A 12,767-nucleotide genomic window follows, 5' to 3' on the forward strand; every position below is an offset into this window, starting at 1 on the left:
TTCGTCCGTCAGGGCATAGGCCACTACACCGCTGCCCGGGCCAGCCGGCCAGTGCCCGATCCTTTCCGAAACAACCCCGGCAACGCGTCACGTGTCGCCACTCCATACCTCCTGTGAGTGAAGAGCGGCGGGGGCGCGTGGAAGTACCCAATTCAGTAGCCCCTCATTTTTCCCGCCTATGAAAAAGCCCGGCCAACTCGCGATCGTCTACAGATCGACCGATGAACTGGCCGCGTACGAGAACAATGCGCGCACTCATAGCGCGGCGCAGATCGAGCAGATCCGCGAGTCGCTGCGACAGTTCGGCTGGACCAATCCAGTCCTGATCGCAGACGGCGGGGTTGTCGCCGGGCATGGCCGTATTGAAGCGGCGACGGGGATGTGGGAAGCGGGCGAGAGCATCGCCATGTGCCCCAAGCCGTTCGAGGTGCCGACGGTCGACCTGTCGCACCTCGACGCCACTCAGCGACGTGCCTACATCCTCGCCGACAACCAGCTTGCGCTGAATGCCGGCTGGGACGAAGGGCTGCTCGCGGCCGAACTGGCGGATTTGAAGGCTGACGGGTTTGACCTGTCGGTTATCGGCTTCAGCGACGCTGAGTTGCGCGAACTATTCACGGATCCCGGCGAACCCGGTCCCGGCGGGGATGGGGCGCTTGCCGAACTATTCATGGTGCCGCCGTTCAGCACGCTCGACGCCCGCGCCGCGGCGTGGCAGGAACGTAAGGAAGCTTGGCTGGCGCTGGGCATCCAGTCCGAAGTCGGCCGCGACGCCCCAGCATACGGCGATGCCAGCGAGGCACAGAAGGCGGCACGCGGCGCAACGGCTCAGCACCGAACCAGTGTGTTCGACCCGGTGCTGTGCGAACTGGCCTACCGGTGGTTTTGCCCGGAAGGTGGGATCGTGCTGGATCCGTTCGCCGGCGGCAGCGTGCGCGGCATCGTCGCGGCGCGCCTCGGGCGTCAGTACGTCGGCATGGAACTGCGCGACGAGCAGGTCGCGGCCAACCGCGAGCAGCTTCACCTGATCGCGCCGGACGATCCGGCGCCCGCGTGGACGGTGGGCGACAGCCGGAAGATCGGCCAGGCGCTTAAGGGCGTCGAAGCCGACTTCCTTTTCTCGTGCCCGCCATACGCTGACCTCGAACGTTACTCGGACAGGCCGGAAGACCTGTCCACGATGAAGTACCCCGAATTCCTTGCAGTGTACCGGGACGTCGTCACGGGCGCGGCGGCGCTGCTGAAGCCTGACCGTTTCGCCTGCTTCGTTGTGGGCGATGTCCGGGCGCGCAGTGGCGCCTATCGCAATTTCGTGTCCGACACGATTGCCGCCTTCCTCGACGCCGGGCTGACGCTTTACAACGAAGCGATCCTGCTCACGGCGCTGGGCAGCGCGCCAATCCGCGCAGGCAAACAGTTTGCATCGAGCCGCAAGCTGGGCAAGGTCCACCAGAACGTCCTCGTGTTCGTAAAGGGCGACTGGAAGAAGGCCGTCGCCGCGTGCGGCACGGTCGATATGACGAACGTTGAATTTCCCGAACCTGACGAGTGATGGCTGGACGCAAACCCTTCGTGCCCACGGCGGCGGACCGCAAGTTGGTCGAAACGCTTGCCGGTTATGGTGTGCCGCACGAGGACATTGCCTTGCAAGTCATCAACCCACAGACCGCAAAGTCGCTCGACCCCAAGTCACTGCGTCGACACTTCCGTATGGAACTGGACACCGGCGCGACGAAGGCAAATTCGCTTGTTGCGCAAAATCTGTTCAAGCACGCGACCGGAACCGGCAAGGGCGCCGTGGCAGCCGCCATCTTCTGGATGAAGGTCCGGGCAGGCTGGAAAGAGCCGCCGCAGCGGCTTGAGCACACGGGGGCCGACGGCGGCCCCGTGGAACAACGGACAACCGTCGTCGATGAAAGAGAGGTCGCAGCCACCGTCGCAAAGCTCGAGGACGAGTATTGACCCTGCCGTCGAGCGGGCAGTCATAAAAGCGAAGTGCGAACGCGATCACCTGTTCTTCAGCCGGTACTTTTTCAAGCACCGGCAGGGCATCAAGTTTCGCGTCAACTGGCACCACGTGCTGATCGCCGACACGGTGCAGCGCGTGATCGACGGCGAACTCAAGAACGTCGTGATCAACGTGCCGCCGGGCTCGTCGAAGACTGAGCTCGTCGCGATCAACCTGATCGCCCGCGGTCTCGCGGTGAATCCGCGTGCGCGCTTCCTGCACATCTCGTACTCGGACGATCTGGCGCTGCTGAACAGCGAGACGGCCCGCGAGATCGTTGGATCGGATGAGTACCAGGCGCTCTGGCCGCTGGCCATTGCAGATGACGCGAAGTCGAAAAAGCGCTGGAACGTCGTCGTCGACGGCAAGAAGGCGGGCGGCGTCTACGCTGTGTCGTTGGGCGGCCAGATTACAGGCTTCCGAGCCGGCCACATGGCCGAAGGGTGGCAGGGCGCCATCATCATCGACGATCCGCTGAAGGTCGAAGACGCATACAGCAAGACCAATCGGGACAAGGCGAACCGCAAGCTTTTGTCCACGGTGAAGAGCCGGAAGGCCAACCCGGACACGCCGATCATCGTGATCATGCAGCGCCTCGCAGAGGAAGATCCGACGGGCTTTATCAAGTCCGGGAAGGTCCCGGGCGACTGGCAGTTCATCGAAATCCCGGCGCTGATCACCGACGAGTACGTCGAGCGTCTGCCCGCGCGCGTGCGCGAGATGGTCGAAGTCGACGATCGCGACGACGACGGGCGGTTCAGCTACTGGCCTTACAAGGAACCGCTCGAAGACCTACTCGCCAGCGAGAAGGCCGACCGGTACGTGTTCAGCGGCCAGTACATGCAACGCCCATCCCCGCTGGGCGGCGGCATCATCAAGAGCGCCAACTTCGGCCGATACGACGTCCTGCCTGACCTGGTCAAGCGGATGATCTTCGCCGACACGGCGCAGAAGACGGCCGAGCGAAACGACTACAGCGTGTTCCAGTGCTGGGGCCTCGGCAAGAATGGCCGCATTTACCTGATCGACCAGATCCGTGGAAAGTGGGAAGCCCCCGAACTGCGGCGTCGCGCGATCGACTTCTGGAACAAGCATCTTCCGATGGGCATGCCGCACGGCGCCGCGCTCACGAAGATGCGCGTCGAAGATAAGGCGAGCGGCACGGGCCTGATTCAGGACATTAGGGAAAGCGGTGGCATCCCTATCGAGGGGATCGAGCGCGATCGCGACAAGCTGACACGCGTCATGGACGTGGTGAGCTACATCGATTCCGGCTACGTCTTGGTGCCGAATGACGCACCTTGGGTGAGTGACTTCACGCAGGAATGCGACGCCTTCACGCCAGACGACACGCACGCACACGACGATCAGATCGACCCGATGGTCGACGCGATCAATGACCTACTGGCCAGTGGCCGAGTACTCAGCACCTGGGAAAGACTGGCCTCATGAAACGAAAGGATCGAAAGCTGGCCCGCGCGCCTGTCGCGGCCGTGCCCGTGCACGCCATGCGACAGGCTCAAAGCGGAAAGCGGTGGGCTTCGGGCGACTCGTTTCAGAACTTCGAAGCACGTGTCGGCCTGGGGACGAGCAACCAGGCGTCGCAGTACACGTACGGCTTCGACTTCATCTCGCGCAATCGCGTGCAGATGGAGGCAATGTACCGATCCTCGTGGATTGTTGGCGCGATGGTCGACACCGTTGCCGACGATATGACGCGCGCCGGCATCGAAATCGGCTCGCAGCTTGATCCGGACGACAAGGACAAGCTGAATAACGCGATCGAGCGTATGTCCCTGTGGGATCGCGTGAACGAAACTGGCAAGTGGTCTCGTCTGTATGGGGGCGCCATTGCGGTCATGCTGATCGACGGGCAAGACGTCAGTACGCCACTGCGGCCGGACCGCATTGCGCCCGGTCAGTTCAAGGGCCTGTACGTGCTCGACCGTTGGCTGGTGCAACCATCGCTCAACGATCTGGTGACCGAGCTCGGGCCAGACATGGGCATGCCGAAGTACTACGACGTCGTGGCCGACAGCATGGCGTTGACGCGGCAGCGCATCCATTACAGTCGCGTGCTTCGCATGGACGGCGTCGAGCTGCCTTACTGGCAGAAGATCGCGGAGAACCTCTGGGGTCAATCCGTCATCGAGCGGCTTATCGACCGTCTGGTCGCATTCGATAGCACGACGGCGGGCGCGGCGCAGTTGGTCTACAAGGCCCATCTGCGCACATACAAGGTCGAGGGGCTGCGCGAAATCATTGCAGCCGGTGGCCCTGCTCTGGAAGGCTTGATCAAGAACGTCGACATGATCCGGCGCTTTCAGTCGAATGAGGGCATTTCGCTCGTCGACACGAAAGACGAAATGCAGGTCGACCAATACAGCTTTTCCGGCCTGGACAACGTGCTGCTGCAGTTCGGGCAGCAGTTGTCTGGCGCCACGCAGATCCCGCTGGTTCGTCTGTTCGGCCAATCGCCAGCAGGCCTGAGTGCCACGGGCGAGTCCGACCTGCGCAACTACTACGACGGCATCGCGCAGCAGCAAGAGCGAAAGCTGCGCAATCCGATCACGCGCCTGCTCGACGTGCTTATCCGGTCCGAGCTCGGGACGGAACCACCCGAGGGCTTCTCGTGGGAATTCCGCCCGCTGTGGCAGATGACGGCGCCGGAAAAGGCCGAAACGGCCGCCAAGGTTATCGGCGCGGTCGTTGAGGCCGTGGACGCTGGCCTCATGACCCAAGCTGGCGGAATGAAGGAAATCCGAGCGTCGTCGCATGCCACCGGTGTTGGTACCAGCATCACCGACGAGCAAATCGCAGACGCAGACGATGAACCACCGCCGCCTGCGGAACGGAACCTACCCGACGATGCAGCAGACCCGAACAGCCGACCGGACTCGGAAGAGCCGCCGCAATCCGGTGAAGGCAAGGGCGGCCGAGGGGCGGTATCGAACCCAGCTACGAAAGATCGCCAAGCAGGTGGGCGATTTGGTCAATGGCTTTCCCGCTGGCGATCCTGAGTACGTCCCCACGATCAAACAGCTGCTGCGTCGATATGCCGAGGCCCTGACACCCTGGGCAGAACGTACCGCCGCCGCGATGCTGGAAGACGTGAACCGGCGCGACGCCCAGGCGTGGGCCGAGCACGCTGAAGAAATGTCGCGCGCCCTCAAGATCGAGTTGCGCTCGGCGCCTACCGGCGAGGCAATGCGTGTGCTCATGGCCGAGCAGGTGACGCTGATCAAGTCGATTCCGCTCGACGCGGCGCAGCGCGTGCACCGACTCACGATCGAAGGCTTGGAGAACGGCACGCGCGCGCGTGAAATTTCGGCAGAGATCCAACGATCGGGCGACGTGGCCAAGAGCCGCGCCGACCTGATCGCGCGGACGGAAGTGGCCCGCAGTGCGTCGACGCTGACGCAGGCGCGCGCGCATCACGTCGGTTCCGAGGGCTACATCTGGCGCACGGCGGGCGATGGCGACGTCCGGCACTCGCACGCCGAGATGAATGGCAAATACGTTCGGTGGGATTCACCGCCAACGCTCGACAAGATGACCGGCCACGCTGGGCAGTTCCCAAACTGCCGGTGCTACCCGGAACCAGTGATTCCAGAGGATTGATATGGCCCGTGTACTTCCCAAGGCGCGCGCTGGCGCGGTCTGGTACGTCCGGTTGCCAGGTGAAACCCGTCTGAGAAAGGCGCGGATCACCGAAATCACGTGGCTGACTATCGAGCTGCAATTCGGTGCGTTTCGACTCCGCCGCTATGCGGCCTGCGACATAACGCTGGTCGAGCCGGTGCACCATCCCTTACCGCTGCCGCCAATGCCGCGCGTACCGCAACCGAAAGAGGTTTTCTAAATGCGCTTCTACACCACCCAGAAGCTGGGCCCGAAGCGCTCGCTGACCCCCGAGGGCTTCCTGCTGTGCGAGGACGTCCCCGTGGCGCGCACTGGCGTTATGGAATACGTGCAGGGTGAGGTGCCCGTCGAGGCTGGTCTCGATGGCCTGGTCCGCATCAGCCGAGAACCTGACGAGGTGTTTCGGCCTGAGACGTTGGCAAGTTGCGTCGGCAAGCCCGTGACGGTCGATCACCCCGATGAGTTCGTGAATCCCGCGAACTTCAGCGAACTGGCCAAGGGTTCGATGATGAATGTCCGGCAGGGCACCGGCGAGCAATCCGACCTGATCCTGTGCGACCTGCTGATTACTGCCGCGGACGCCATCAAGGCGGTGCAGGAAGACGAAATCGAAGAGGTCAGTCTCGGCTACGAGGCTGACTACGAGCAGGTATCACCCGGCCGCGGGGTTCAGCGGAACATCGTTGTCAACCACGTAGCCATCGTCCCGCGTGGCCGTTGTGGCCCGCGTTGCGCGATCGGCGATAAGGAACCCGAGATGAAGACGAAAGACAGCAAGCCCGCGAAGAAGCGCACCTGGCTCGATCGAGTGCGTACCGCGTTCAAGGCGCAGGATGCCGAGGCCCTCGAAGAAGCCCTCGAAGAGGGCCAGACGGCCGACGAAGACGAGTCCGAGACGGAGGAAGAGCGCAAGAAGCGCGAAGCCGCCGAGAAGGACGGCAAGACCGGCGACGCGCTCGGGCAGATCCTCAAGCGCCTGAAGGCGATGGACGCGGATATTCAGGAACTGAAGAAGGCTGCCGCGCAAGATGACGACGATGAGGATGACGATGACGGCTCCCAGACCGGTGACGGCGACGGCGATCTGACCGAAGCGGTACCGGCCAAGAAGACCAGCGAAGAGGGCGTCGAGATCTTCACGGGTGACGCCGCTGCCCACATTATGGCGCGCGCCGAGATCCTGTCGCCTGGCATCAAACTGCCGACGCTCGACGCGAAGATGAGCACCAAGGACCGCGCTGCGGCGCTGTGCAAGTGCCAACGGAAGGCGCTCGACAACGCCTACCAGACCGAAGCCGGCAAGGCCGCGATCGATCCGTTCCTGGGCGGTCGGACTGCCGACTTCGACGCGATGCCGATGGCAAGTGTGCACGCCGCGTTCACCGGCGCCGCAGAACTCATGAAGGCACGCAACAACAGCGGCGCCGGCGCAAGCAAGGTCACCACGCGCGATTTCGGCACGCGCAAATCCGTCGCCGACATCAACGCCGAAAACCGCAAGTTCTGGGACCGCCAAGGTTCCGCCTCGTAAAGGGAGTCCCGACAAATGGGCAACGCAATTCTGTATCGCATGCCTTCGGGCATCCAGGGCGACGTCTCGCGCCCGTCGCAGTCGACCATCGAACCGGCAACGTTCGATTCGGCGAATCCGTTCGCTTCGTATGGCATTCCCGCCAAGAAGGTCGGCGGCAAGATGCGCCCGCTCGCTGCCGGTGACACCGCCGACCTGATCGTCGGCTTTCTGGTGCGCCCGTACCCGACGACTGGCGGTGCCGGTTCCGAACCGCAGGGTACGTCCACCCCGCCGACCAGCGGCATCGGCGACTTGATGCGTCGCGGCTACATGACGGTGCGCAACAACGCAGGCGCGCCGGCCGACGGTGGCGCGGTGTACGTGCGAGTAGCGGCAGCGGCCGCTGGCAAGCCGATTGGCGGTATCGAAGCGGCGGCCGACAGCACGAACACGGTCGTCATTCCGACCGCGAAGTTCAAAAACGCGGGCGATGCCAACGGCAACGTCGAAATCGAATACAACATCTGACGAGGACGGCAATGACCACTCATCACAAGACCCTGCTGGCCTCGGCCGCCGGTATCGCCATCGCGCGCGCACCGGGCATCATCCGTGCCCGCACGCGCGACGGCCTTCAGACGTACGACGCGCAGACCATCGACAGCACCGGTGCGTTCCTGATCGGCGAACTGGAACGCCTCGACCCGACGCTGCACGGCCCCCTGGCTTCGGTCACGTGGTCGCGCGACATCGATCTGCGCGAGGACGTGTCGATTGCCGATGAAACGTCGTCGTTCACGAACTCGTCGTTCGCCGCCGCTGGCGGTGCGTCGCCGAACGGCAAGTCGTGGATCGGCAAGGATGCGAGCGCCATCGCCGGTATCGCACTGGACATCGGGAAGACGGCCAACCCGTTGACGCTGTGGGGCATGCAGCTCGGCTGGACGATTCCGGAACTGGAATCGGCACAGAAGCTGGGACGCCCCGTCGACCAGCAGAAGTACACTGGCATGCAGCTCAAGCACAACATGGACGTCGATGAGCAGGTGTACATCGGCGATGGCGTGCTGGGCGTCACCGGACTGGTGAACCATGTCAGCGTTTCGAACGTGACGAATGCCCAGACGGGCAACTGGGCCACTGCGACGCCGGATCAGATCCTCGACGACGTCAACGAACTGTTGAATTCGACCTGGGCGGCTTCGGGCTTCGCAATCTGTCCGCAACGCCTGTTGATCGACCCGACCAATTTCGCGCGACTCGTCTCGCGCAAGGTGGCCGACGCAGGCAACATCAGCATCCTGAACTTCCTGCGCGAGAACAGCCTTACGAACGCGCAGAACGGTCGGCCGCTCGACATCGTGCCGTCGAAATGGCTCACCGGTCGTGGAACCGCTGGTGCAAACCGGATGGTGGCGTACACGAAGGAACAGGATAAGATCCGTTTCCCGATGGTCCCGCTGCAACGCACGCCGCTGGAATATCGCGACATCCGCCAGCTTGTGACGTACTACGGTCGTCTGGGCGTGGTCGAGGTGGTGTACCCCGAGACCGTTGCCTACCGCGACGGCATCTAAGGGGATAAGACATGCCGAAAATCTACGTCAAGAAGGCGTTCACCTTGAACCGTGGCGGGGAACAGCAGCATTTCCCCGTCGGCCCACATACGGTGGGCGCGGACGTCGCCGAACATTGGTACGCCAAGGCCCACATCGGCGAACCCGAGCCGCCGAGCGAGGCGGAAGCCGCAGCTGAGGAACTGCTGGCCGACCTCGAGCAGCGAGAGAAAGCGCTCACTGCCCGCGAGAAGGCCGCCGATGCACGAGACGCTGATCTGGCGAAGCGTGAGGAAGCGGTAGCGGCCCGCGAGAAGGCCGCCGAGCAGGCCGCGGTCGAGGCAGCAGCGGCTGCCAAGTCCGCTCCCCCCGCCAAGAAGTGAGGGGTATGATGCCCTTCACCGGGCATCATCCTTCCGCCTATGACACCTGATCAGTTCCGCACGTACTTTCCCGAGTTCGACGATAAGACGAAGTATCCCGACAGCCAGGTCCAGTTCTGGATGACCGTCGCGGTGTCGCTCGTCAACGCCGACCGCTGGGACGTCCTGACTGATCAGGGCGTCTGTTTGGTGACCGCGCATCACCTGGTGATCGCCAGTCAGGACCAGACCGTTGCCACGGCCGGCGGCACGCCGGGCGAAGTCAAAGGGGCTACGGCGTCGAAGTCCGTCGACAAGGTCAGCGTCGGCTACGACACGAAGTCGGTAACGATCGACGGCGCCGGATTCTGGAATATGTCGAAGTACGGCATTCGCTACCTCAAACTCGCTCAGATGATGGGCGCCGGCGGCTTGCAACTCTGACGCTCGTCCCGGCGATCTGCCGGGATCTCACCATGCCATTCAAAATGCCCGTCGATCGTCTGGACGACGTGCTCAAGTCCATCGCCGATCTGGTCAACGAGGAAGTCCTCGTCGGCATCCCGGCGTCCACCGCAGAGCGCAAGGACGGCGAGGCCGGGCCGATCAACAATGCCGAAATCGGGTACGTACAAGAGAACGGGTCGGCTGCCAATAACATTCCGGCCCGCCCGTTTCTCGTGCCCGGCGTAAAGAGCATTCAGGACCGCGCTGCCAAGGAACTTGGTGGCGCCGCCGGGCTGGCGCTAGACGGCAAGCGGGATCTGGCGCTTCAGAGGATGGACCGAGTCGGGTTGCTGGGCGCCAGCACGGTGAAAGCCAAGCTCAGCAGCAACATTCCGCCGGCGCTCAAGCCGGGCACGATACGCGATCGCGCGCGGCAGCGCGGGACGGCCACTCGTCGCAAGGGTGAACAGGCGTACCTCGACATGGTCGACGCTGGCGCGCAGGCCGCCGGCATGAGTCTGGCCGAGATTCAGTCGGCCGCCGGCATCATCCCGCTGATCAACACCGGCCAGTTGCGCAACGCAATTACGTTTGTGCGTCGTAAGAGGGCGCGATAGAATCAGTTCGGGCGAATGCGCAGGCTGATGCGCGCGAAATCCGACTTGTCGGATGGCTTCCAGGCCGTACAAAACCAGAGATGGTGGCGGACCAAGTTGTGGAAGTAATGCCGGAGATCAGCACCGGCCGCCCACCCCAAAAACCCGCTTCGGCGGGTTTTTTTGTTGCCGAGGTAAGACATGGCTTTTCTCGACGTCACCGACGTCCTGTTCGACCCGGATTTCATGGACACGGGCCTGTCTGTGTCGCGCAACGCCCAGTCGGTCGATGCCAAGGGACGCGCAACCAATGCGCCGACCACGCAGCCATTCTCGGGCGTGGTCACGAGTGATAAGGGCGACATCTTGCACCGGAACGCCGACGGCTCGAGGATCATCGGGTCCATCACCATCCACACGACGTTCCGCCTGATCGATGGCAGCGCCGGCTTTGACGCCGACGAGGTCACCTGGCAGGGACGCGTGTACACGGTCGTCAACGTCAACGACTACTCGCATTTCGGGCGCGGCTTCGTCTGCGCCACGTGCGACCTCAAACCGCTTTCGGGGTAACCCATGAACGACAGCTCGACCGGTGGCTTCCTGTCCCCTGTGCAGTCGACGCCGCCGATCGAGGATTCCGCGCTCGAGGATTTCCTGCAAACCATGATCGCGGGCGTCACGTCGCTGGACGGGGCATTTGTCCGGCCATACCCGCAACCCGTGGCGCCCAAAATTCCCGAGCCTGGGACGAACTGGTGCGGATTCACCGTTGCCGACTTCCAGCCGGACGCAAACGCAGGGCTCATCCACCAGCCCGCAGACGACGGCAGCGACACATACCTTCGGCACGAGGACATCGAGGTCAAATGCCAGTTCTACGGCCCGAACGCCGGCGAATATGCGCGCGTCTTGCGCGATGGCCTGTACGTACCACAAAACCGCGAGCAGTTGCAGCTCAACGATTTCGGCCTCATCGGCACGTCCAGCATTGTTGGCGCCCCCGACGTGGTCAACCGGCAAGTCAGGCGGCGATATGACATCAGCGTCTTCCTGCGCCGCAAGATCACACGCACCTACCGCGTGCTCAATCTCGAGTCTGCTCAAACGTCGACCACGACGGATCAGCCCTGAAACACCAACTTCACCAACGTAGAGGATCACCATGTCCAATGGATTGCCGGTATCGCGGCTGATCAACGTCTCGATCAACATGTCGCCGCTGGCGGCCCAGGGTGCGAACCTGAACAACGCGCTGATTTTGGGGGCGTCTGCCGTGATCGACACAGGCGAACGGATGCGCACCTATGGAGGGATCGACGAAGTGGCGGCCGATTTCGGCACGCTCGCGCCCGAGTATCTCGCCGCTCAGTTGCATTTCAACCAGGTTCCGCAGCCCCAAACGCTTAGCATTGGCCGGTGGGCAAAGACGGCCACGTCGGGCGTTCTGCGTGGCGGCGCACTGTCGGCCGCGCAGCAGGCAATGACCAACTGGACGACGGTCACTGCGGGCGCGTTCAAGATCCCCATCGACGGCACCACGAAATCTGTATCAGGGTTGGACTTCTCGGCGCAGACCAACCTGAATGGTGTCGCGACCGTGATCAACGGCGCTCTCACTGGCGCGAGCTGCGCGTGGAACGGCTCTCAGTTCGTTGTCACGTCGAACAGCACGGGCGCCACGTCCAGCATCGGCTATGCCGTGGCGCCGGCGAGCGGTACCGACATTTCCGCGCAGCTCGGCCTGACGTCGGGTCTTGCCGGAACGCCGGCGCCGGGAATCGCTGCCGAGTCGCCGACGGATGCGGTCGCAATCTTCCTCGATCGCTTCGCAAACCAGTTTGTCGGCCTCGCGATCGCTGACGCCGCCGTCACCGACGACCAGCATGTCGCCGTTGCGCAGATGATCGAAGCGGACCAGAAGCACATCTACGCGGCCACGACCGAGAACCCGCAGTCGCTTGATGCCACGGTCACGACGGACCTGCTCAGCCGATTCCAGGCGCTGAAGTTCAAGTACAGCTTCGCGCAGTACTCGTCGTCCAGCCCGTACACCGCCGTTTCGGCGCTCGGTCGGCTGCTCACCGTCAATTTCAATGGGAATTCGACGACGATCACGCTGATGTTCAAGCAGGAACCGGGGGTGATCGCCGAGACTTTGACCACGAGCCAGGCGAACGCGATCGAGGCGAAGAACGGGAATGTGTATGTCAACTACGCCAACGGGACGGCGATCCTGCAGAACGGTGTAACGCCGAGCGGCATCTTCATCGACTCGGTGTACAACTCGATCTGGTTCCAGAACCGTATCCAGACCGACATCTACAACCTGCTGTATCAAAGCCCGACGAAGATCCCGCAGACCGACGCCGGTAACGCGCTGATCGCCACGGTGATCGAGTCCGCTTGCGCTGCAGCGGTGAACAACGGCTATCTCGCCCCGGGCGTCTGGAATTCCGCCGGCTTCGGTGCGCTGAAGCAGGGCGATACGTTGGCGAAGGGCTACTACGTCTACACGCCGCCAATCGCCACGCAGGCGCAGTCCGATCGCGAGGCACGCAAGTCGGTGCCGTTCCAGATCGCCGCGAAGGAAGCGGGAGCAATCCATTCCGCCGACATTCTCGTCAACGTCAACCGATAACA

16 protein-coding genes are annotated in these 12,767 nt (G+C 63.1%); 15 read left to right on the forward strand and 1 reads right to left on the reverse strand.

Translation table 11 applies throughout. The annotated features are described in order from the left end of the window. Window positions 1-178 precede the first annotated feature (178 nt). From PMO31116_RS20405 to PMO31116_RS20460, 12 genes are read left to right on the forward strand one after another with little or no spacing between them, the layout of a single operon-like run. Window positions 179-1,552 carry a ParB/Srx family N-terminal domain-containing protein gene (locus tag PMO31116_RS20405; RefSeq protein WP_150568294.1) on the forward strand — a complete coding sequence of 458 codons (1,374 nt, stop codon included), beginning with the start codon at window positions 179-181 and terminating at the stop codon, window positions 1,550-1,552. After that, a complete protein-coding gene (locus PMO31116_RS20410) occupies window positions 1,552-1,962 on the forward strand; it encodes a hypothetical protein (RefSeq protein ID WP_150568295.1) in 411 nt (136 codons plus the stop codon). The genes PMO31116_RS20405 and PMO31116_RS20410 overlap by 1 nt, the downstream gene beginning before the upstream one ends. Beyond that, a complete protein-coding gene (gene terL / locus PMO31116_RS20415) occupies window positions 1,913-3,460 on the forward strand; it encodes a phage terminase large subunit (RefSeq protein WP_150568296.1) in 1,548 nt (515 codons plus the stop codon). The genes PMO31116_RS20410 and terL overlap by 50 nt, the downstream gene beginning before the upstream one ends. Next, window positions 3,457-5,028: a DUF1073 domain-containing protein gene (locus tag PMO31116_RS20420; protein WP_425494815.1), complete on the forward strand. Its 1,572-nt coding sequence runs from the start codon at window positions 3,457-3,459 to the stop codon at window positions 5,026-5,028. The genes terL and PMO31116_RS20420 overlap by 4 nt, the downstream gene beginning before the upstream one ends. Further along, on the forward strand, window positions 4,997-5,629 hold the full coding sequence (locus PMO31116_RS20425) for a phage head morphogenesis protein (protein WP_246185406.1): 633 nt from the start codon (window positions 4,997-4,999) through the stop codon (window positions 5,627-5,629). Before PMO31116_RS20420 ends, PMO31116_RS20425 begins: the two co-directional genes overlap by 32 nt. Window position 5,630: 1 nt before the next feature. Next, on the forward strand, window positions 5,631-5,870 hold the full coding sequence (locus PMO31116_RS20430) for a hypothetical protein (RefSeq protein WP_150568298.1): 240 nt from the start codon (window positions 5,631-5,633) through the stop codon (window positions 5,868-5,870). Next, window positions 5,871-7,181: a DUF2213 domain-containing protein gene (locus PMO31116_RS20435; RefSeq protein WP_150568299.1), complete on the forward strand. Its 1,311-nt coding sequence runs from the start codon at window positions 5,871-5,873 to the stop codon at window positions 7,179-7,181. A gap of 15 nt (window positions 7,182-7,196) precedes the next feature. Next, entirely contained in the window at window positions 7,197-7,691 is a 495-nt protein-coding gene (locus PMO31116_RS20440; protein ID WP_150568300.1) for a structural cement protein Gp24, read from the forward strand. An 11-nt stretch (window positions 7,692-7,702) separates the two neighbouring features. Further along, a complete protein-coding gene (locus PMO31116_RS20445; RefSeq protein WP_150568301.1) occupies window positions 7,703-8,740 on the forward strand; it encodes a DUF2184 domain-containing protein in 1,038 nt (345 codons plus the stop codon). Between the two features lie 11 nt (window positions 8,741-8,751). Then, window positions 8,752-9,102, forward strand: a complete 351-nt coding sequence (locus tag PMO31116_RS20450) for an STY1053 family phage-associated protein (protein WP_150568302.1) — start codon at window positions 8,752-8,754, stop codon at window positions 9,100-9,102. A 39-nt stretch (window positions 9,103-9,141) separates the two neighbouring features. Further along, window positions 9,142-9,525, forward strand: a complete 384-nt coding sequence (locus PMO31116_RS20455) for a DUF4054 domain-containing protein (RefSeq protein ID WP_150568303.1) — start codon at window positions 9,142-9,144, stop codon at window positions 9,523-9,525. Window positions 9,526-9,569: 44 nt separating this feature from the next. Then, entirely contained in the window at window positions 9,570-10,145 is a 576-nt protein-coding gene (locus PMO31116_RS20460; protein ID WP_246185407.1) for a hypothetical protein, read from the forward strand. A gap of 2 nt (window positions 10,146-10,147) precedes the next feature. Here PMO31116_RS20460 and PMO31116_RS20465 read toward each other — a convergent pair whose 3' ends face one another. After that, window positions 10,148-10,327, reverse strand: a complete 180-nt coding sequence (locus PMO31116_RS20465) for a hypothetical protein (RefSeq protein ID WP_150568305.1) — start codon at window positions 10,325-10,327, stop codon at window positions 10,148-10,150. Here PMO31116_RS20465 and PMO31116_RS20470 point away from each other — a divergent pair. Genes PMO31116_RS20470 through PMO31116_RS20480 form a run of 3 tightly spaced genes read left to right on the forward strand, consistent with a single transcriptional unit; the run spans window position 10,326 to window position 12,765 of the window. Next, window positions 10,326-10,697 carry a hypothetical protein gene (locus tag PMO31116_RS20470; RefSeq protein ID WP_150568306.1) on the forward strand — a complete coding sequence of 124 codons (372 nt, stop codon included), beginning with the start codon at window positions 10,326-10,328 and terminating at the stop codon, window positions 10,695-10,697. The two genes, PMO31116_RS20465 and PMO31116_RS20470, sit on opposite strands and share 2 nt — an antisense overlap. Before the next feature lie 3 nt (window positions 10,698-10,700). Continuing rightward, window positions 10,701-11,258, forward strand: coding sequence for a phage neck terminator protein (locus tag PMO31116_RS20475; protein WP_028730765.1), 558 nt, complete (start codon window positions 10,701-10,703; stop codon window positions 11,256-11,258). Between the two features lie 31 nt (window positions 11,259-11,289). After that, the gene (locus PMO31116_RS20480) at window positions 11,290-12,765 is read left to right on the forward strand and encodes a DUF3383 domain-containing protein (protein WP_150568307.1); all 1,476 of its coding nucleotides are present in this window, start codon (window positions 11,290-11,292) and stop codon (window positions 12,763-12,765) included. The last annotated feature ends 2 nt before the right edge of the window (window positions 12,766-12,767 follow it).

The organism is Pandoraea morbifera, assembly GCF_902459575.1.
GTDB lineage: Bacteria > Pseudomonadota > Gammaproteobacteria > Burkholderiales > Burkholderiaceae > Pandoraea > Pandoraea morbifera.